Raw genomic sequence first — 20,199 nt, 5'->3', positions numbered from 1 at the left:
CCGCGCACCCTCCCCGCGCAGGCCCGCTTCTGCCCACAGGCTGTGTCCACAGCCTGTGGATAGCACATGTGTACGAAGGTCGGTGGCGGTTGCGCTGAGTACCCTTGATCGCGACCCGACCCCCTCCGAGCAGGAACGACGTGGATCACGAGCGAGTCCTCCGCGACGTCACGGTGCGCCTCCCCACGGCGTCGACCGTCCCGGAGGCGTGCCAGTGGACCGTCGCCGCGCTCGCCCGGCACACCCCGGCGACCGCCACCGTCCTGCTCCGCGTCCACGACCGTCTGCGCTGCGTCGCCGCGACCGGCGCCTGGCAGGTCTTCTCGCACGTGCCGGCCACCGCCGACGGCACCCCGCCGGGCCGCCACCGGCCCGAACCCTCGGTGGTACGGCGGGTCTACGCCTCCGGGACCACCGCCGCCGTGCCCGACGTCGGCGCCGACCCCGACTACCTCGAGGTCCGCCCGGACGTCACAGCCGAACTCTGTGTGCCGGTACGCGACCCGGACGGCCGTCCGATCGGGGTGCTCGACCTCCAGTGGAGCGAGCCGGTCGTGCTCGCGGCCTGGCGGGAGACAGCCGAACTGGTGGCGGACCGCCTCGGCGGGCGGATCGCCGCGCTCGGCGGGCCGCCGGCCGAGAGCCGCAGCGAGAAGCTGCTCCGGCACGCCGCCGCGTTCACCGCCGCCCCGACCGACTGGGACCTGATGACCGCCGCGCTCGCCGCGGCCCGGGACGTCTCAGCGCTCTCCGCCGCCGTACTGGTGCTCACCGGCCGGCGCGGCCCACGCCTCGGCGCGCCCACGGCCACACCGGGCGAGCTGGAGGCACGGATCCGGGCCGAGCTGGACGAGGCCGGACCGGCCGCGCTCGACCGCATGATCGACCGGGCCCACCGGTACGGCTCGGCGTACACGCTGGGCGAGGCGGGCCACCCGCCCACCGAGGAGTACCTGCCGCTGACCCGGGCCGGCGCGCGCACGCTTGTGGCGGTGCCGGTCGGCACACCGGCCTCCGGTGGCGTGCTGCTCGTCGCCGACGAGCAGCGCCTGCGCCCCGACCCGACCACAGTCAACCTGATCGAGCTGCTCGCCGGGCAGGCGTGGACCTGCCTGGACCGGCTGCGTACGCTCGCCCGGCTCCGCGAGCAGGCCAGCTCGGACCCGCTCACCGGGCTGCGGCACACCGGCCCGTTCGGGCAGCGGATCGCCACCGCCACGCCGGGGCGTACCGCGCTGCTGGCGATCGACGTGGACGGGTTCAAGGACGTCAACGACACGTACGGCCACCAGGCCGGTGACCGGCTCCTGGTGGGGCTGGCCCGGGCGCTCGAAGGCGCGCTACGTCAGGGCGACGAGCTGTACCGGACCGGCGGCGACGAGTTCGTGGCGGTGATCGAGGTGAGCCGCCCGGAGGAGGCGGTACGGATCGCCGAACGGCTCACCGAGGCGGCCCGGCGTACCGGCCGGACGATCAGCGTCGGCATCGCCCTGCCGAGACCCGGCGAGTCTCCCGAACGCACCCTGCACCGAGCCGACCAGGCTCTCTACGCCGTGAAGCGCCACGGCCGAGACGGCGTCCACCTCTCCGCCGCCTGACCCACTCCGTCCGCCCCCGCCCCCGTCACCCCTCTCCCTCGCGATCTTGCACTTTAGGCCCTGGCAAATGCCGCATATGCCCCACAAGCAGGGCCGAAAATGCAAGATCAACGCCGGACGGGGCGGCGGCGGGAGGGCGGCGGGAGGAGGGCCGCGTTATGGGCGGGTCAGGTCCTTGGCCAGGAGTTCGGCGATCTGGGCCGTGTTGAGGGCGGCGCCCTTGCGGAGGTTGTCGCCCGTCACGAAGAGGTCCAGAGCGCGGGGGTCGTCCACCGCGCGGCGGATCCGGCCCACCCACGAGGGGTCGGTGCCGACGGCGTCGATCGGCATCGGGAACTCCCCTGCGGCCGGGTCGTCGACCAGGATCACGCCCGGCGCGTTGCGCAGCACCTCACGGGCGCCCTCGGCGTCCACCTCGGTGGCGAAGACCGCGTGCACGGCGACCGAGTGGCCGGTCACCACCGGCACCCGTACGCAGGTGGCGGACACCTTGAGGTCGGGCAGCCCGAGGATCTTGCGCGACTCGTTGCGCAGCTTCATCTCCTCGGAGGACCAGCCGCCATCGGCGAGCGAGCCCGCCCACGGTACGACGTTCAGCGCCAGCGGGGCCGGGAACGGACCCAGCTCATCGCCGACTGCCTGTCGCACGTCACCGGCGCGGGAACCGAGCACCCGGTCGCCGGCGATCTTGCCGAGCTGGAGGTGCAGCGCGTCCACGCCGGCCTGGCCCGCCCCGGAGACCGCCTGGTACGACGCGAGCACCAGCTCGCGCAGCCCGTACTCGCGGTGCAGCGGCGCGACCGCCACGATCATCGCCAGCGTGGTGCAGTTGGCGTTGGCGATGATGCCCTTGGGCCGGTTGCGTACCTGCTCGGGGTTGATCTCGGGGACCACCAGCGGGACGTCGCGGTCCATCCGGAACGCGCCGGAGTTGTCCACCACCACCGCGCCGCGCGCGGCGGCGACCGGGGCCCACTCCGCGGAGACGTCGTCCGGCACGTCGAACATCGCCACGTCGACGCCGTCGAGCGCGTCGGCGGTGAGCGCCTGGACGGTCAGCTCCTCGCCCCGGCACTGCACGCGCCGGCCGGCCGACCGCTCGGAGGCGAGCAGCCGGATCTCGCCCCACACGTTGCGCCGGGAGGAGAGGATCTGGCACATCACCGTACCGACGGCACCTGTCGCCCCGACCACGGCGAGGGTGGGCAGCGACGCCATGGCGCGTTACCGCCCGGTGCCGGCGTAGACGACGGCTTCGGTGTCACCACCCAGCTCGAAGGCGTCGTGGATGGCGCGGACCGCCTTGTCGAGGTCGGTGTCGCGGCAGACCACGGAGACCCGGATCTCCGACGTGGAGATCATCTCGATGTTCACGCCGGCCGCGCCGAGGGCGGCGAAGAAGCCGGCGGCCACGCCCGGGTGCGAGCGCATGCCTGCGCCGATGAGGGAGACCTTGCCGACGTGGTCGTCGTACAGCAGGCCCTTGAACTTGACCGACTCCTGGATCTTGCTGAGCGCGGTCATCGCGGTCGGGCCGTCGGCCTTGGGCAGCGTGAACGAGATGTCCGTGCGGCCGGTGCCCTCGGTGGACACGTTCTGCACGATCATGTCGATGTTGATCTCCGCGCCGGCCACGGTGTCGAAGATCGACGCGGCGGCGCCCGGCTCGTCGGGCACGCCGACGATCGTGATCTTCGCTTCGCTGCGGTCGTGGGCGACCCCGGTGATCAGTGCCTGTTCCACAGGAAGGTCCTCCATCGATCCGGTGACCATCGTGCCGGTGTTGGTCGAGTATGACGAACGGACGTGGATCGGCAAGCCCGCGCGCCGCGCGTACTCGACGCTGCGCAGGTGCAGCACCTTCGCGCCGCAGGCGGCCAGTTCCAGCATCTCCTCGTACGTGATCTGCTTGATGTGCCGGGCGTTCGGCACGATGCGCGGGTCGGCGGTGAAGATGCCGTCCACGTCGGTGTAGATCTCGCAGACGTCCGCCTCCAGCGCGGCGGCGAGCGCCACGGCAGTGGTGTCCGAACCGCCCCGCCCGAGCGTGGTGACGTCCTTGGTGTCCTGCGAGACGCCCTGGAAACCGGCGACGATGACAACCGCGCCCTCGTCCAGCGCGCCCTTGAGTCGCCCCGGGGTCACGTCGATGATCCGGGCCCGGCCGTGCACCGAGGTGGTGATCACGCCGGCCTGCGAACCGGTGAACGAGCGTGCCTCGTACCCCAGGTTGTGGATGGCCATGGCCAGCAGCGCCATGGAGATCCGCTCCCCGGCGGTGAGCAGCATGTCCAGCTCACGGCCCGGCGGCAGCGGGCTGACCTGGTTGGCCAGGTCGAGCAGCTCGTCGGTGGTGTCGCCCATGGCGGACACCACCACCACCACGTCGTCGCCGGCCTTGCGCGCGGCCACGATGCGCTCGGCCACCCGCTTGATCCGCTCGGCGTTGGCGACGGAGGACCCGCCGTACTTCTGCACCACGAGTGCCACGACGGTGCACTCCCTCCCAGCGACGACCCTGAGCGTGCCGACGCCGCCGGGTCTCTCGGTCCGGCGGCGCGTGTCAGACCGCCTCAGCCTATCGGGCGGGCCGCGAGGCCGGGTCGGGTGATCCCACCATCCGGCCCCGCCGTGGGGCGGCTCACCAGCCCGGAAGTACGCGACACGCCAAGCGGTACAGCCGTACGGTGGGCTGACCTGGACCCTCCCCACGACGCAGAATGAGCCGGTGCACGCTCATCGACGTGCGGCCCGCCGGCTGACCGGCGTGCTCGCGCTCACCCTGCCGGTACTGCTGGCCGCCTGCGACGGCGGCCACCCCGAGGCGGCGCCCACCGGCACCGCCGACCCGGTCCCGGTGCAGGTCGACGCCGCCCGCGAGGAACTGGCCGGACTGGCCGCCGCGGCGCAGGACCGGCACCTCACCGCCACGTACGCGTTCGCGCCCGCCGAGGGCACGCCCCGCACGGTGGCCTTCACCAGCGCCAACGACGGCAGCTGGCGGGTCGACGTGCCCGGCTGGGGGCACGCCGGCACGGTGGACGTCTCGCTCGCCGGCACCTCCGACGGGCTGTTCCAGTGCGCGCTGCCCTCGGCCGGCTGGGCGCAGGCGGCGACCTGCGTCCGCCTCGGCGACGCCGACGACGCGGTGCCGCGCCGGCTCGACCCCCGCGTGCAGCACCCGTTCACCGACTGGCTGGAGGTGCTCACCGACCGGCGCGCGCCGCTCGCGGTGTCCCCCGCCGAGCCGCTGCCCGGCGCCACCGGCCCCTGCTACACGGTCGACAGCACCTCGGCATCGCTCAACGCGCCGCTGGACGTGGGCATCTACTGCTTCCGGGAGGACGGCACACCCGCGGCGGTACGGGCCGGATTCGGCACCCTGACGCTGACCGGCGAGCCCGGCGCCGCGCCGGGCACCGTCGAGCTGGCCGGTGCGGTGACAGACGGCGAGCCGGTGGGACGGGACGCCCCGAGTCCGGGGACCCCGTAGCCGGCCCCGATCCGGTGACTCTGATCCCATAGTCCGGACGAGCCTTCCCACTGCACGTCCCACCACGTAGGGTGACCTTGTCATGTGGCGCGCGTACCTTCTCCTTGGCTGCCGCGACGAGGCCTGACCGGCCGGCACCTCGTCGCGGAGTCGCTACGCGCCGTCCAGCACATCCGATCTTCTTCTCGGCACCGCCGCGCACCGTCGCCCGGCAGCCCGCCGACACCTTTCCGATCTGCTGACGCCACATGTTCCAGGGAGCACTCCGAGATGGCTCAACCTGTCACCGAGACCGATCCGTTCGCCCGCCAGCGCCCCAGCCGGATGCCGGTCCACCGCTACGTTCCGTACGACAGCGAGTTCGGCGTCGACCTGCCGGACCGCGCCTGGCCCACCCGCCGCGTCGAGGCCGCGCCCCGCTGGTGCGCAGTCGACCTCCGCGACGGCAACCAGGCCCTGATCGACCCGATGTCGCCCGAGCGCAAGCGGCGGATGTTCCAGCTCCTGGTGCAGATGGGCTACAAGGAGATCGAGGTCGGCTTCCCGTCGGCGAGCCAGACCGACTACGACTTCGTACGGCAGCTGATCGAGCAGGACCTGATCCCCGAGGACGTCACCATCCAGGTGCTGACCCAGTGCCGGGAGCACCTGATCGAGCGGACCTTCGAGTCGCTGCGCGGCGCGCACCGGGCCATCGTGCACTTCTACAACTCCACCTCGACGCTGCAGCGCCGGGTGGTCTTCGGCCTGGACCGCGACGGCATCACCGACATCGCCACCCAGGGCGCGCGGCTGTGCCAGAAGTACGCGGAGATCCACACCCCGGACACCGAGATCCACTACGAGTACTCGCCGGAGTCGTACACGGGCACCGAGCTGGAGTACGCGCTGGAGGTCTGCTCGGCGGTGATCGACGTGATCGACCCGACGCCGGACCGCAAGCTGATCATCAACCTGCCGGCCACCGTCGAGATGGCGATGCCGAACGTCTACGCCGACTCGATCGAGTGGATGCACCGGCGCCTGCCCCGGCGGGACAGCCTGGTGCTGAGCCTGCACCCGCACAACGACCGGGGCACCGGCGTGGCCGCCGCCGAGCTGGGCCTGCTGGCCGGCGCCGACCGGATCGAGGGCTGCCTGTTCGGCAACGGCGAGCGCACCGGCAACGTCGACCTGGTGACGCTGGGCCTGAACATGTTCTCCCAGGGCATCGACCCGATGATCGACTTCTCGAACATCGACGAGGTCAAGCGCGCGGTCGAGTACTGCAACCAGCTGCCGGTGCACGAGCGCCACCCGTACGCGGGCGACCTGGTCTACACCGCGTTCTCCGGCTCGCACCAGGACGCGATCAACAAGGGCTTCGCCGCGCTGAACGCCGACGCGGCGGCGGCCGGGGTGCCCGTGGACGACTTCACCTGGGCGGTGCCCTACCTGCCGATCGACCCGAAGGACCTGGGCCGCACCTACGAGGCGGTCATCCGGGTCAACTCGCAGTCCGGCAAGGGCGGCGTCGCGTACATCATGAAGACCGAGCACCAGCTCGACCTGCCGCGCCGCCTCCAGATCGAGTTCTCCGGCGTGGTGCAGCAGGTCACCGACCACGACGGCGGCGAGGTCGAGCCGGGCGCGATGTGGGAGATCTTCGCCCGCAACTACCTGGTCGACCACCAGGTCGACCCGGCCGTGAAGCTGGCCGAGTACACGATCGGCACCGTCGACGGCAAGGTCGAGATCGACGCCCGCGTCGGCTTCGGCGGCGAGACCCGCCAGCTCACCGCTGTCGGCAACGGCCCGATCGACGCGTACGTCAACGCGTTGCAGTCCCTGGGCGTGGCGGTACGCGTGCTCGACTACCACGAGCACGCGCTGTCCTCCGGTGGGGACGCGCAGGCCGCCGCGTACGTGGAGTGCGAGGTGGACGGCCGTACGGTGTGGGGCGTCGGGGTGGACGCGAACATCGTGACCGCCTCGATCAAGGCGGTCACGAGCGCGGTGAACCGCACCCGCGCCTGAGGTGCTTGAGGTGTAAGGAAGGGCCCCTTCTTAACGCATTCTGCATAGGAGGGGGCCCTTCTTAACGCCCGCGCCCGAATGGCCCGAGTGTTAACAAGGGGCCCTTCCTCTACCGGAGGCGTTAAGAAGGGGCCCTTCCTTCCCCCCGCCCCGGGCGGTGGATCAGCACGGCGGCGAGCACCGCGCCGGCCAGCAGCAGCCCCGCGCACCACGCCAGCGCCCCCCGGTACGCGTCGGCGAGCGCACCCTTCTGCTCGTACCCGGTGCCCGACAGCCCCACCAGCAGCGGCAACGCGGCCACCGCGAGCAGACCACCGGCCCGGGACGCGGCGTTGTTGAAGCCGCTCGCCACCCCGGCGAACCGGTCCGAGACGGCGCCGAGCACAGACGTGGTCAGCGGCGCCACCACGAGCGTGAGCCCGGCGCCGAACAGCGCCACGCCCGGCAGCACGTCCACCCAGTACGACGCACCAGGCCCGACCCGGCGCAACAGCAGCAGACCCACCGCGGCGATCACCGGGCCGACGGTGAGCGGCAGCCGGGGGCCGATGCGGGCCGACAGCGCGCCCGCGCGCGGCGAGCCGACCAGCAGCAGCACTGTCATCGGCACTGTGGCCAGGCCGGTGAGCAGCGCCGACCAGCCGACCACGTTCTGCAGGTAGACGGCGAGGAAGAAGGTGAACCCGCCGAGCGCCGCGTACACGACGACTGTGAAGACGTTCAGCACGGAGAACAGCCGGCTGGAGAACAGCCCGGTGGGCAGCATCGCGGTGTCGCCGCGCCGCCGCTCGACCAGCACGAAGACCACCACGGCGACCACCCCGAGCACCGCCGCGACCAGCACCGCCGGGGAGTCCAGGCCGCGCGCCGGGGCGTCGATGAGCGCGTACGTGACACCGCCGAGCGCGAGCGCGCCGAGCAGCGCGCCCGCCACGTCGAACCGCCGCCGCCCGCCTCCGGTACGCGAGACCTCCTCGTCCCGGCTCTCCGGCACCCAGCGCAGCGCGGCGAGCACCACGCCGACGGCCAGCGGCAGGTTGACGAAGAAGATCCACCGCCAGGAGAGCGTGTCGATCAGCCAGCCGCCGAGCAGCGGACCGAGCGCGGTGGACACACCGGACAGCCCGGACCAGGTGCCGATGGCCCGGCCCCGGTCGTCCGGGTGGAAGCTGGCCTGGAGCACGGACAGCGACCCGGGGGTGAGCAGCGCCCCGCCCGCGCCCTGGAGGAACCGGGCGGCGACGAGCCAGCCGGTGTCCTGGGCCAGCCCGCAGAGCACCGACGCCACAGCGAACCAGACCACGCCGAGCAGGAAGACGCGCCGCCTGCCGAACCGGTCCCCGAGCGCGCCGCCGAGCAGCACGAACGCGGCGAGCATGAGCAGGTAGCCGTTCACGGTCCACTGGAGACCGGCGACTGTGGCGTCCAGTTCGGCGCCGAGCCGTGGCAGCGCGACGTTGACGACAGTGCTGTCCAGGAACACCATGCCGGAGGCGAGGATCGCGGCGAGCAGCGTGCCGCGTCCGGCGGCGGAGCCGGTACGCAGCGCGGGAGCGGGTGCGGTCACGTCTCACCACTCTGCCCGCCGCCCACCGTCGACGCCACGAATCGCGGAAACCGCCGCCGGGTACTGTGCGGACTCGCCCGGAGCACGCAAGCTGGAGAGGTGTCGTCTGTGCGTACGAGATCAGGAGCCCGTGCCGGGCTGGCGGCCGCGCTGAGCGCGGTGCTCGCCCTCGGCGTGGCCGGCTGCGACGTGTCGGTCACCGAGCCGGAGGCGCCGCCGAGCGCCGCCGGGAACGTCAACAAGCAGCTCGGTGAGCTCACAGTGGCCACCGCCGGGTCGATGAAGGGCTACAGCCGCTCCCGTTTCCCGCACTGGCGCGGCACCGGCAAGAACTGCGACGTACGCGACAGCGTGCTGCAACGCGACGGCGAGGGCATCAAGCTGTCCGGCTGCAACGTGGTCGGCGGCCGGTGGGAGAGCGTCTACGACGGCGTGGTGCTCAACGATCCCTCGGACGTGGACATCGACCACACGGTGCCGCTGGCCGCCGCGTGGCGGTCGGGCGCGGACGAGTGGGACGACTCGAAGCGCGGCGACTTCGCCAACGACCTGACCCGGCCGCAGCTCATCGCGGTTTCGGCGCGGTCCAACCGGGCAAAGGGTGACCAGGATCCGTCCCAGTGGAAGCCGCCGAACCGGTCGTCCTGGTGTCAGTACGCGGCGGACTGGGTGACGGTCAAGCACTACTGGCGGCTGACTGTGACAAGTGCCGAGAAGGCCGCTCTCACCGACATGCTGGAGGGCTGCACATGGGCGAGCAAACCGTGACCGGGCCGGGCGCCACACCGGCCCCGGAGGCAGGCGGCGCACCGGCCCCGGAGTCCGCACCGGCCGGTCCGGCCTCGGCCGGGATGACGGCGGACGGCCGGCAGCCGGCGTCCGCCGACGTCGCCGGGGCGGGCATGACCGCCGACGCGGTGCCGGGTGCGCCGGCCGGCGGCGCGCCGGGTGGACCGGCGGACCGGACCGCTGACATCACCGCCGGGCCGGGCGGGGTCATGACGGACGAGGTGGGCGTGGTGACCGGCGAGTTGACGTTGCGCACCGAGCACGCCGACGGCCGGGTGACGCTGCGGGTGCAGTACAAGGACGCCGACGAGTGGTACGCGGTCACCGGTGGTTCCGCGCCGCTGGCCGACCCGGCCGCGCTGGACGCCGTGCACACGATCGCGGTGGGTCTGCTCAACCGCCCCGAGGGCTGACCGACGAACGAGCGCGTCCCCACCCCGGGCCGGGGTGGGGACGCGCTTCGTCGTGTCAGACGTACGATCCGGGTTCGCTGGGCGCGGAGACCACGCCCGGCTCCTCGCCCTCACCCTCCGGCCGGGTGATCTTCGCGGTCACCTCGTGCGGGCGCAGCTCACCGGCGGCGATCTGCTCGGCCCAGTGGCAGGCGACCCGGCTGGCGCCGATCTGGCGCAGCTCCGGCCGCTCGTCGGCGCAACGGGTCGGCTGCGCCCACGGGCAGCGGGTGTGGAACCGGCAGCCCGACGGCGGGTTGGCGGGCGACGGCAGGTCACCGGCGAGCAGGATGCGCTCGCGCCGGTCCTCGACGTCCGGGTCCGGCACCGGCACCGCCGACATCAGCGCCCGGGTGTACGGATGCAGCGGCTCGGTGTAGAGCCGCTCGCTCGGCGCCTCCTCCACCAGCGCGCCCAGGTACATCACGCCGACGATGTCGGAGATGTGCCGCACCACGGCCAGGTCGTGCGCGATGACCAGGTAGGTCAGGCCGAGGCTGTCCTGGAGTTCGTCGAGCAGGTTCACCACCTGCGCCTGGATCGACACGTCCAGCGCGGAGACCGGCTCGTCGGCGACGATCAGCTCCGGGCCGAGGACCAGGGCGCGGGCGATGCCGATGCGCTGGCGCTGGCCGCCGGAGAACTCGTGCGGGTAGCGGGACAGCGCCCATTTCGGCAGGCCCACCGCGTCGAGCGTCTCGCCGATGATCCGCCGCCGGTCGTCCCGGTTCGCGCCGATGCCGTGGGTCTGGAGGCCCTCGGTCAGGATCGACTCGACGTTCTGCCGGGGGTCCAGGCTGGACATCGGGTCTTGGAAGATCATCTGCATCCGGCGGCGCATCGAGCGCAGCTTGCCGGCGGGCAGCGTGGTCAGCTCGACGCCGTCGAACGTCACCTCGCCGCCGGTCGGCGGGGTGAGCTGGAGCAGCGCCCGGCCGAGCGTGGACTTGCCGCAACCGGACTCGCCCACCAGCCCGTACGTCTTGCCGCGCGGGATGCTCAGGTCGACCCCGTCGACCGCCTTGACGTGCCCGACGGTCCGGTCGAAGATCACGCCCCGGCGGATCGGGAAGTGCACCTTCAGGTCGCGGACCTCGACGAGGATGTCGTCGTCGCTCATGGGGTCTCCTCCTCGCGCGGAGCCGGTCCGAAGCCGGGGACGGCGGGCGGGTCGGCCGGTTCGGCCTGGGCCGGCACGGCACCCGGTTCGGTGGTCGTCGGCGCGGTCGCCCGGGCGTCCGCCTCCGGGGTCAGGCCGGGGATCGGCACCGGATTGACGCAGCGGTAGCTGCGCGCGTCGTGGGTCAGCACCAGCTCCGGCGGTTCGCCCACGCACTCGTCGACCCGGCGGGCGCAGCGCGGGGCGAACGCGCAGCCGTCCGGCCAGGGCAGCACGTCGCGCACCGAGCCGGGGATGGGGTTCAGCCGTTCGCCGCGGCCGGCGTCCAGGCGCGGCACCGAACCGAGCAACCCCTCGGTGTACGGGTGCCGGGGCTGGCGGAACAGCGGACGACGGGTGGCCGTCTCCACCACCCGGCCGGCGTAGAGCACGTTGATGGTGTCGCACATGCCGGCCACCACGCCGAGGTCGTGAGTGATCATCACCAGTGCGGTGCCGGAGTCCCGGACCAGGTCCTTGAGCAGCTCCAGGATCTGCGCCTGGATGGTGACGTCGAGCGCGGTGGTCGGCTCGTCGGCGATCAGCAGCCGGGGCTGACAGGCGACAGCCATGGCGATCAGCGCCCGCTGCCGCATGCCGCCGGAGAGCTGGTGCGGGTACTCCTTGAGCCGCCGCCGCGGGTCCGGGATGCCCACCCGGTCGAGCAGGGCGGCCGCCTCCTTGGTGGCCGCCTCGCCCTTCATGCCCCGGTGCCGGGCCAGCACCTCGGTCACCTGGAGCCCGATCGGGATGACCGGGTTCAGCGAGGACAGCGGGTCCTGGAAGATCATCGCCACGTCCCGGCCACGGATGTCGCGGCGGGACCGGTCGTCGAGCTGGAGCAGGTCGGTGCCGTCGAAGACCGCCTTGCCGCCCACGCGCAGGCCCGGCTGCTTGGGCAGCAGGCCCATGATGGCCAGCGACGTGACGCTCTTGCCGCAGCCGGACTCGCCGACCAGGCCGACCACCTCGCCGGCGTCGACCGAGAAGGACACCCCGTCCACCGCGTGCACGGTGCGCTGCCCACGACGGGCGAACGTGACGGAGAGGTCGTCCACTTCGAGCAGTGCCATGACTGACTGACCTACTTCCGCAGCTTTGGATCGAGGGCCTCGCGCATCGCCTCACCGAGCAGGGTGAACCCGAGCGCGGTGATGATGATGCCGAGCGCCGGATAGATCGCCAGGCCGGGCCGGATGCCCAGGTACGGCTGCGCGTCGGCGAGCATGACGCCCCACTCCGGGATGGCCGAGTCGGGGTTGCCGAGACCGAGGAAGGACAGCGCGGCCGCCTCGATGATCGCGGTGGCCAGCGTCAGTGTGGCCTGCACGATGACCGGGGCGATCGAGTTCGGCACCACGTGGGTGAGGGCGATCCTGGAGCGCTTCACGCCGAGCGACGTCGCGGCCAGCACGTAGTCGCTGTTGGCCTGCGCGATCATCGAGCCGCGCAGCAGCCGGGCGAAGATCGGCACGGACACCACACCGACGGCGATCATCACGGTGGTGAGGCTGGCGCCGAGCAGCGCCGCGATGCTCACCGCGAGCAGCAGGCTCGGCATGGCCAGCAGCATGTCGATGAAGCGCATCAGGGTGGTGTCGATCCAGCGGCCCCAGCGCCCGCCGAGCCCGGCCGCGGCACCGGCGACGCCGCCGATCAGCGCGCCGACCGCGAGGCCGATCAGGGTGGAGACCACGCCGACGAGCAGCGTCTGCCGGGCGCCGACGATGAGCCGGCTGAACTCGTCCCGGCCCTGGTGGTCGAAGCCGAGCCAGTGGTCGGCGGAGACGCCCGGGATGATGCCCTGGCCGGACTTGACCAGTCCTTCGCGGATGCCGATGGAGTCCGTCGGGCTGTACGGGACGAGGAACGGCCCGATGACGGCGACCAGGACGAAGACCGCCAGGATGATGACGCCGATGACGGCCGCCGGGTTGCGCCGCAGCCGGCGGAACGCCTCCTTCCAGAGGCTCACCCCCTGCTCGTCGTCGCGGGCGGCCAGCTCGGCGAGCCGGTCGATCTTCTCGCGCTTCTTGCCAGTGGTGATGGTCATCGCACCCTCACCCTCGGGTCGATCACGCTGTAGGAGAGGTCGACCAGGAGATTCACCAGCACGTACACCACCGCAATGATCATGATGAAGCCCATCAGCACCGGGTAGTCGCGTTGGCTGATCGACTCGGCGACGAACGCGCCGATGCCGCTGAACGCGAACACGGTCTCGGTGAGCACCGCGCCGGAGAGCAGGAGACCGGTCTGGAGACCGATCGAGGTGGCCACCGGGAGCATGGCGTTACGCAGCACGTGCCGGCGGCGTACGGTCCGCTCGGTCAGGCCCTTGGCCTCGGCGGTCCGGACGAAGTCCTCGTTGAGCACCTCCAGCACGCTGGCCCGGGTGATCCGGACGATGATCGCGAGCGGGATGCTGGCGAGCGCGATGCCCGGCAGCACGAGGTGCCAGAGCGCGTCGGCGGCGGCGTCCCACTCGCGGGTCATGAGCCCGTCGAGGACGAAGAAGTTGGTGACCCGGGTCGCCCCGATGGTCGGGTCCTGCCGGCCGCTGGAGGGGAACCAGCCCAGGTTCTCCGCGAAGATCGCCTTGAGCACGTAGGCCAGGAAGAAGACCGGGATGCAGATGCCGATGAGCGATCCGCCGACCGAGGCGTGGTCGAGGAACCGGCCCCGGCGGCGGGCGGCCAGGTAGCCGAGCGGGATGCCGATGCCGACCGCGAGGATCATGGCCATCACGGTCAGCTCGACGGTGCCGGGGAACCGCTCCACGAACTCCGTGGTGACGGCCCGCTTCGTACCGGTCGAGGTGCCCAGGTCGAGCCGGATCATCCGCCGCAGGAAGCGGGCGTACTGGACCAGGATCGGCTCGTCGAGGCCGAGGTTGCGCCGGATGGCGGCGCGCGTCTCGGGCGTGCCCCGTTCTCCGAGGATCGCGGTCTCGGGCCCGCCGGGAAGTCGGTGGAGCCAGATGAACAGCAGGACGGAGAGCCCGAACAGCGTGGGTATCAGCTGTAGCAGGCGTCTGATGATGAACCGGAACACGGGCGCCTCGGAGGGTGTGCGGAGGGGTGCGGGCGGGCGCTGTGGTCACAGCGCCCGCCCGCGTACGGTGCCTTCAGATCACTTGAACTCTGCGGTCGCGTACCGCTCGTCGGTGAGCGGGCTCGCCTTGATCCCGGTCACGTCCTTGCCGAACACGATCGCCGGCGGGGAGTGCGAGATCGGCACGCCCGGCAGGAAGTCCATGATCGTCTTGTTCAGTGCCTTGTACTTCTCCGTACGGGCCGCCGCGTCGGCGGTGGTGTCGGCGTCCTTGAACTGCGCGAAGAGCTGGGGGTTGTTGAAGCCCCACTCGTCCTTCGGGCGGTCGAAGAAGGTGCCGATGAAGTTGTACGCGTCGCCGTAGTCACCGGTCCAGCCGAGGAAGTGCAGGTCGTGCTTGTTGCCGGAGGTGGTGGCGTTGAGGTAGTCCGGGCTCCACTTCAGCGGAATGGCCTGGACGTTGATGCCGACCGCCTTGAGGTCCGCCGAGAGCAGCTCGAAGATGTCCTTCGGGTTCGGCATGTACGGCCGGGTGACCTCGGTCGGGTAGTGGAACTTCAGCGTCAGGTTCGACGCGCCGGCCTCGGCCAGCAGCTGCTTGGCCTTCTCCGGGTTGTAGTCGTACTTGGTGACGTCGCCGTTCCAGCCCTCGACGGTGTCCGGGAAGAAGTTCATCGCGACCTTGGCGCCCGGGGGCAGCTTCGAGTCGACCAGGGCCTGCCGGTTCAGCGCGTGCGCGATGGCCTGCCGGACCTTCAGGTCGGCCAGCTTCGGGTTCCCCTTCTGGTTGATCGCCAGGTAGAGGATGTTGAAGGCGGGCCGGGTGAGGACGTTGAAGCCCTCCTTCTTCAGCGGCTCCACGTCCGCCGGGCCGACCAGGTCGTAGCCCTGGATGTCACCCGAGCGGAGCGCCTGCTTGCGGGCGTTCTCGTCCGAGATCGTCTTGAAGATGATGGTCTTCAGCTTGGCCTTGTCGCCGTAGTAGTCGTCGTTGCGCTCGATGGTGAGCGACTTGTTCGCGATGTCCCACGCCTTGAACTTGAACGGGCCGGTGCCGGTCGGGTGCTCCATCGCGTACGCGGGGTACTTGATGTCCTCGGCCGTGCCGGTCACGTTGCTGGCGTCGTACTGCTCCATCGCCTTGGGGCTCTGGATCGAGAACGACGGCAGCATGAGCGCGGCCGGGATCTTGCTGGAGACCCGGGTGAACGCCAGGTCCACAGTGGTGGCGTCCTTGGCGGTGCAGGACTTGAAGAGGCTCGGCGGCAGGTCCGGGTTCTCGTTCTTGGCGAACCCGCCCATGACGTCCTGCCAGTACGCGGTCACGTCCGGGCTCTGCATGAGCCCCTTGGCGTTGTACCAGCGGTTGAAGTTGGCGCAGACGGCCTCGGCGTTGAAGTCGGTGCCGTCGTGGAACTTGACGCCCGAGCGGAGCTTGAACGTCCAGGTCGTGCCCGCCGCATCCGGCGTCCAGGACTCGGCGAGGCCCGGCGTCACCTTGGTGCCGCCCTCCTCCGGACGGACCAGGGTCTCGAAGACCTGGCGCGCCACGCGCAGCGACTCACCGTCGCTGGCGAAGCTGGGGTCGAGCACCTTCGGGTCTCCGGCGACGCCGAAGACGAGGGTGTCCTTCTTGCTATCTCCGGAGCCACTCTCACGGTCGCTCTCGGCGCAGCCTGCAACCGCGAGGGCCGCGACCGCGATGGCCGCGATTGCGACCTTCGGCCTGGATGCACGCATGGTGCTTCACCTCGTCCTTGGGGGTACGGACAACGTGGTGACAGGGTCACCGATGTGCGCAGACCTTAGCCCTCGGGTGGACGGCGCGGAAACGGGCGGGGGGCGGGTTGGTATCGAATCGTGTCTGTTCCGCAACGAGGCATACGAATCGAAGGAGAATCCCTTGCGCTTCCGATGTTTCGTCGGCTAGAAGGCCGAATTTATTACGTCGATCCGGTCCCGGACGCACGTTCCTGTTAGATCGACGAGCATCCCGTTCCGGCCCGGAGACACGTCCGGCGGGCACCCCGCAGGGCACCCGCCGGAGGCGGCACGACCGGATTCAGACGGCCCGTCGGCCCTCGAAGGCCCGGCCCAGCGTGATCTCGTCGGCGTACTCCAGGTCGCCGCCGACCGGCAGTCCACTCGCGAGCCGGGTCACCGCGATCCCCATCGGCTTGACCATCAGCGCCAGATAGGTGGCGGTCGCCTCGCCCTCGGTGTTCGGGTCGGTGGCGAGGATCAGCTCGCGGACCTCGCCGCCGCCGAGGCGGGTCATCAGCTCACGGATCCGCAGGTTGTCCGGGCCGATGCCCTCCAGCGGATTGATCGCGCCGCCGAGCACGTGGTAGCGCCCGCGGAACTCGCCGGTCCGCTCGATCGCCACCACGTCCTTCGGCTCCTCGACCACACAGAGCACCTCGTCGGTACGCCGTGGGTCGCGGCAGATCCGGCACTGCTCCGACTCGGCCACGTTGTAGCAGGTCGTGCAGAACCGGACCAGGTCCTTGACCTTGCGCAGCGCGCCGGCCAGCCGGTTGACGTCGGCCGGATCCGCCGACAGCACGTGGAACGCGATCCGCTGGGCGCTCTTCGGGCCCACGCCCGGCAACCGGCCCAGCTCGTCGATCAGATCCTGGATGGCACCCTCGTACATCTGCCGGCTCAGAACCCGGACAGGCCGAGGCCGCCCATGCCGCCCGCGACCGGGCCCATCTTCTTCTCGGTCAGCTCGCGGGCCGCCTCGGCGGCGTTGTGCACGGCCGCGACCACCAGGTCCTCCAGCGTCTCGACGTCCTCCGGGTCGACCGCCTTCGGGTCGATCTTGATCGCCTTCAGCTCACCGGTACCGGCGACCGTCGCGGTGACCAGGCCCCCGCCGGCGGTGCCGGTCAGCTCCGCCTCGGCCAGCTCGGCCTGGGCCTTGGCGATCTGCTGCTGCATCTTCTGCGCCTGCTTCAGCATCTGCTGCATGTTCGGCTGTCCACCTGGGCGCACGGACCGCTCCTTCTTCCACTCGTCTGCTCGGCCGCGCCCAGCCTAGTCGGGCCACGGCACCGCTGAATCGCGGTCGGCGCGCGCTCAGCGCGCGTCCACCTCGTCGATCTTCTCCGCGCCGAACGTCTCACGCAGCAGCTGCACCGCCTGCTCCTCGCTCGACTGCCGGGCGGTCCGCTCGTCGATCACGTCGTCCAGCGGCTCGTCGCCCGGGTCGAATCCCTCGTAGGCGGGTGCCGCCGCAGGCGCGCCCCCACCTCGCACCGGGCCGTCGAAGTCCGGGTCGTAGGGCGGCTCGCCCGCCCACTCGGCATCGGCCGTCTTCCGCGCCGGCTGCGCCGCGCGCGGCCCCTTGCCGGGACCACCGCCCGCAGCAGCAGCCGCCGCGGCCGCACGCGCCGCCGCGATCGCGCTGTTCTTCGCCCCCGCCGGCCTCGCCGCAGCGGCAGGCGCCGGCGCCGCCGCGGGTGCCGCAGGCTTGGGTACGACGACAGGCGCGGTAGCGGTAGCCGTGCCCCCGCCCGGACGGGCCGCAGCCGGCCAGTCCTCCCCGTCGCCGCCGCTCGCCGCCGAGGCGGTGCCGGTGGCCGAGGCCGTGCCACCGGGTCGGGCCGGCTCCGGCCAGTCCTCCTCGGTCTGGTCTGCCGCAGGGCTCGCCGTCGAACGGTGCGAGGCGTCGGGCGAACCCGCGCCTGCCCGGCCCGCCGGTCCCCCGGCCTGGCTACCAGTGGCCGGGTTGCCAGTGGCCGGGTTGCCCGTGGCGCTGCCCGAGCCGGACACCGGCTGTCCCGGGGCGCCGCCGACGGCGTCGGTTGCCGGACGTCCGGCGACACCGGAGTCAGGACGGCCTGGCCCGGCGTGGGCCGAACCCGGGCGGCCCGGTCCCGCGTCGGAGCCGGGACGGTTGAGTCCGGAGTCGTAGCCCGGACGGCTCGGTCCCGCATCGGCCGCGTCGGCGTCCGGACGGCCCTGAGCAGTACCTAGCGCCCGGGAATCCGGGCGACCGGACCCGGTGTCGGACGCCGGGCCGGACGGGGCGGCCGCCGGGCGGGCCGGGGCGCTCTCGGGCGCGTTGCGGCCCGGTGCGGCGTCGGCCTGCGCGCGGCTCGCACCGGACGGACGGGACGGGCCGCCGAGCGAGGACGCGCCACGCTCGCCCGCCACCTCGCAGCGGATCTGCCAGCGACCGCCCAGTTCCTCGTAGAGCGCGTCGGTCAGCACTGCGGCGTGGTCGGCCATCATCTTCGCCAGCACCGTCGACTTCACGGTCAGCACGAGCGTGTCGCCGTCCAGGTCGCGTACCACCGCGTCCCGCATCAGCGCGGCGATCCGCTTGTTGCTGCGGTTGACCTTGCCGACCACCTCGGGCCACACGCGGCGCACCGCGACCGCGTCGAGCGCGCCGGGATTCGCCGCGCCGGGGCGGGGCGGTTCGGGCGTGGCCGGGTCGGGCATCACGGCGGACGGCGGTACCGGACGTCGGGCAGCGGCGGGAGCATCAGAGGCGGCAGCGGGCGAGCCGGAAGCGGCCGGATCGACGGCGGCTCGCTCGGGAGCGGCCGGGGCGGGGGAAGCAGCCTCCGGGCCGCCTGCCGGCTCCGTCACGGCGGGAGCCGGACGGGAACCGGGTGCGGCGTTCCGGGCGCCCACCGCAGCGGCGGCAGCGGCACGTGCGGCGGCGGCGCCGGTCGGGGCACCGGCAGCCGCCGGCGTGCCGGCGGAATCCGCGTGGACCGCGGCGGCAGCCGCGCCCGGGGCGGGAGCCGCTGGGCGTACCCCCTGGGTCTGGTTGGGGTGCGCGGGGTCGGCGGCGGCCGGCGGCAGCTCGGCGCCCCCGAGCGTCAGCCGGCGCTCCATCCGCTCCAGGCGCTGGAGCAGGCCGCCGGACGAGTCGTCCGCGCCGGGCAGGAGCATGCGCGCGCAGATCAGTTCCAGCAGCAGCCGGGGCGCGGTGGTGCCGCGCATCTCGACCAGGCCGTTGTGCACGATGTCGGCGCAGCGCGACAGCGTCGCCGGGCCGAGGCGCTGCGCCTGGGCGGCCATCCGCTCGATCTGGTCGGCCGGGCCGTCGATGAGGCCCCTGGCCGCGGCATCAGGCACCTGCTGCAGGACGATCAGGTCGCGGAGGCGCTCCAGCAGGTCGGAGGCGAAGCGGCGCGAGTCGTGCCCGGCCTCGGCGACCCGGTCGACGGTGGCGTACGCGGCGGCGCCGTCACCGGCGGCGAGCGCGTCGCACATCTCGTCGATCAGCGCGGCGTCGGTGACCCCGAGCAGCGCGGCGGCCCGGGCGTAGCCGACGCCCTCCGGGCCGGCGCCCGCGATGAGCTGGTCGAGCACGGAGAGGCTGTCGCGCATGCTGCCCCCGCCGGCGCGCACCACCAGCGGGAAGACCGCCGGCTCGACCTTGACGCCCTCCGCCTCGCAGAGCTGTTCGAGGTAGGGGCGGACCACCTTCGGCGGGAACAGCCGGAACGGGTAGTGGTGGGTCCGCGACTTGATCGTGCCGAGGACCTTCTCCGGTTCGGTGGTGGCGAAGATGAACTTGACGTACTCAGGGGGCTCCTCGACCAGCTTGAGCAGCGCGTTGAAGCCGGCCGACGAGACCATGTGCGCCTCGTCGATGATGTAGATCTTGAAGCGGCTGCGGGCCGGGGCGAAGAATGCCTTCTCGCGCAGCTCACGGGCGTCGTCGACACCACCGTGGCTGGCCGCGTCGATCTCGATGACGTCGATCGAGCCGCCGCCGTCGGGAGCCAGCCCGCGGCACGAGTCACACTGCCCGCACGGCTCGGGGGTGGGGCCCTGCTCGCAGTTGAGGGAGCGGGCCAGGATCCGGGCGCTGGAGGTCTTGCCGCAGCCCCGCGGACCGGAGAAGAGGTAGGCGTGGTTGAGCCGCCCGCTGCGCAGCGCCTGCGACAGCGGCTCGGTGACCTGCTCCTGGCCGATCATCTCGGCGAACGTCCGCGGCCGGTACTTGCGGTAAAGGGCCAGTGCCACCCGTCCCGCCTCCTCTCGACCGAGCCATTCTGCGCCGGTCGGCCCCGGGTGACCACCCACCACCCCGTGACCCGACC

16 protein-coding genes are annotated in these 20,199 nt (G+C 72.1%); 5 read left to right on the top strand and 11 right to left on the bottom strand.

Features of this window, described 5'->3' with window-relative positions; translation table 11 throughout:
• Positions 1-140: 140 nt before the first annotated feature.
• Positions 141-1,598 (top strand): diguanylate cyclase domain-containing protein, encoded by a 1,458-nt coding sequence (locus ML5_RS12770; RefSeq protein ID WP_013289037.1) that lies wholly within the window; start codon positions 141-143, stop codon positions 1,596-1,598.
• 156 nt (positions 1,599-1,754) lie between these two features.
• On the opposite strand, the gene ML5_RS12765 is transcribed toward ML5_RS12770, so the two are convergent.
• Both ML5_RS12765 and ML5_RS12760 read right to left on the bottom strand, forming a co-directional pair.
• A complete protein-coding gene (locus ML5_RS12765; protein WP_013289038.1) occupies positions 1,755-2,816 on the bottom strand; it encodes an aspartate-semialdehyde dehydrogenase in 1,062 nt (353 codons plus the stop codon).
• A gap of 6 nt (positions 2,817-2,822) precedes the next feature.
• Positions 2,823-4,088 carry an aspartate kinase gene (locus tag ML5_RS12760; RefSeq protein ID WP_013289039.1) on the bottom strand — a complete coding sequence of 422 codons (1,266 nt, stop codon included), beginning with the start codon at positions 4,086-4,088 and terminating at the stop codon, positions 2,823-2,825.
• A 238-nt stretch (positions 4,089-4,326) separates the two neighbouring features.
• On the opposite strand from ML5_RS12760, the gene ML5_RS12755 reads away from it, so the two are divergent.
• Both ML5_RS12755 and leuA read left to right on the top strand, forming a co-directional pair.
• Positions 4,327-5,091: a hypothetical protein gene (locus ML5_RS12755; RefSeq protein ID WP_236619409.1), complete on the top strand. Its 765-nt coding sequence runs from the start codon at positions 4,327-4,329 to the stop codon at positions 5,089-5,091.
• Positions 5,092-5,361: 270 nt separating this feature from the next.
• A complete protein-coding gene (leuA, locus tag ML5_RS12750) occupies positions 5,362-7,107 on the top strand; it encodes a 2-isopropylmalate synthase (RefSeq protein WP_013289041.1) in 1,746 nt (581 codons plus the stop codon).
• Positions 7,108-7,228: 121 nt separating this feature from the next.
• Here the strand turns inward: leuA and ML5_RS12745 are convergent, their stop codons facing one another.
• Positions 7,229-8,674, bottom strand: coding sequence for an MFS transporter (locus ML5_RS12745; RefSeq protein ID WP_013474960.1), 1,446 nt, complete (start codon positions 8,672-8,674; stop codon positions 7,229-7,231).
• A 108-nt stretch (positions 8,675-8,782) separates the two neighbouring features.
• Here ML5_RS12745 and ML5_RS12740 point away from each other — a divergent pair, with 108 nt between their 5' ends.
• Positions 8,783-9,442: an HNH endonuclease family protein gene (locus ML5_RS12740; protein WP_013474959.1), complete on the top strand. Its 660-nt coding sequence runs from the start codon at positions 8,783-8,785 to the stop codon at positions 9,440-9,442.
• Positions 9,424-9,876 (top strand): hypothetical protein, encoded by a 453-nt coding sequence (locus tag ML5_RS12735; protein ID WP_013474958.1) that lies wholly within the window; start codon positions 9,424-9,426, stop codon positions 9,874-9,876. The genes ML5_RS12740 and ML5_RS12735 overlap by 19 nt, the downstream gene beginning before the upstream one ends.
• Before the next feature lie 55 nt (positions 9,877-9,931).
• Here the strand turns inward: ML5_RS12735 and ML5_RS12730 are convergent, their stop codons facing one another.
• The 8 genes from ML5_RS12730 to ML5_RS12695 all read right to left on the bottom strand — a co-directional run bounded on the left by ML5_RS12730 (position 9,932) and on the right by ML5_RS12695 (position 20,122).
• On the bottom strand, positions 9,932-11,035 hold the full coding sequence (locus ML5_RS12730; protein ID WP_013474957.1) for an ABC transporter ATP-binding protein: 1,104 nt from the start codon (positions 11,033-11,035) through the stop codon (positions 9,932-9,934).
• Positions 11,032-12,147: an ABC transporter ATP-binding protein gene (locus tag ML5_RS12725; RefSeq protein WP_013474956.1), complete on the bottom strand. Its 1,116-nt coding sequence runs from the start codon at positions 12,145-12,147 to the stop codon at positions 11,032-11,034. Before ML5_RS12725 ends, ML5_RS12730 begins: the two co-directional genes overlap by 4 nt.
• Before the next feature lie 11 nt (positions 12,148-12,158).
• Positions 12,159-13,127: an ABC transporter permease gene (locus tag ML5_RS12720; protein WP_013289047.1), complete on the bottom strand. Its 969-nt coding sequence runs from the start codon at positions 13,125-13,127 to the stop codon at positions 12,159-12,161.
• Positions 13,124-14,128 carry an ABC transporter permease gene (locus ML5_RS12715; protein WP_013289048.1) on the bottom strand — a complete coding sequence of 335 codons (1,005 nt, stop codon included), beginning with the start codon at positions 14,126-14,128 and terminating at the stop codon, positions 13,124-13,126. Before ML5_RS12715 ends, ML5_RS12720 begins: the two co-directional genes overlap by 4 nt.
• Before the next feature lie 78 nt (positions 14,129-14,206).
• Positions 14,207-15,868, bottom strand: a complete 1,662-nt coding sequence (locus ML5_RS12710) for an ABC transporter substrate-binding protein (protein ID WP_013474955.1) — start codon at positions 15,866-15,868, stop codon at positions 14,207-14,209.
• Positions 15,869-16,190: 322 nt separating this feature from the next.
• The gene (gene recR / locus ML5_RS12705; protein ID WP_013289050.1) at positions 16,191-16,784 is read right to left on the bottom strand and encodes a recombination mediator RecR; all 594 of its coding nucleotides are present in this window, start codon (positions 16,782-16,784) and stop codon (positions 16,191-16,193) included.
• Between the two features lie 8 nt (positions 16,785-16,792).
• Positions 16,793-17,101 (bottom strand): YbaB/EbfC family nucleoid-associated protein, encoded by a 309-nt coding sequence (locus ML5_RS12700; protein ID WP_013289051.1) that lies wholly within the window; start codon positions 17,099-17,101, stop codon positions 16,793-16,795.
• 108 nt (positions 17,102-17,209) lie between these two features.
• Entirely contained in the window at positions 17,210-20,122 is a 2,913-nt protein-coding gene (locus ML5_RS12695; protein WP_013474954.1) for a DNA polymerase III subunit gamma and tau, read from the bottom strand.
• Positions 20,123-20,199 lie beyond the last annotated feature (77 nt).

The organism is Micromonospora sp. L5, assembly GCF_000177655.2.
Lineage (GTDB): Bacteria > Actinomycetota > Actinomycetes > Mycobacteriales > Micromonosporaceae > Micromonospora > Micromonospora aurantiaca.
This window is presented reverse-complemented; position numbering and strand designations above follow the sequence as displayed.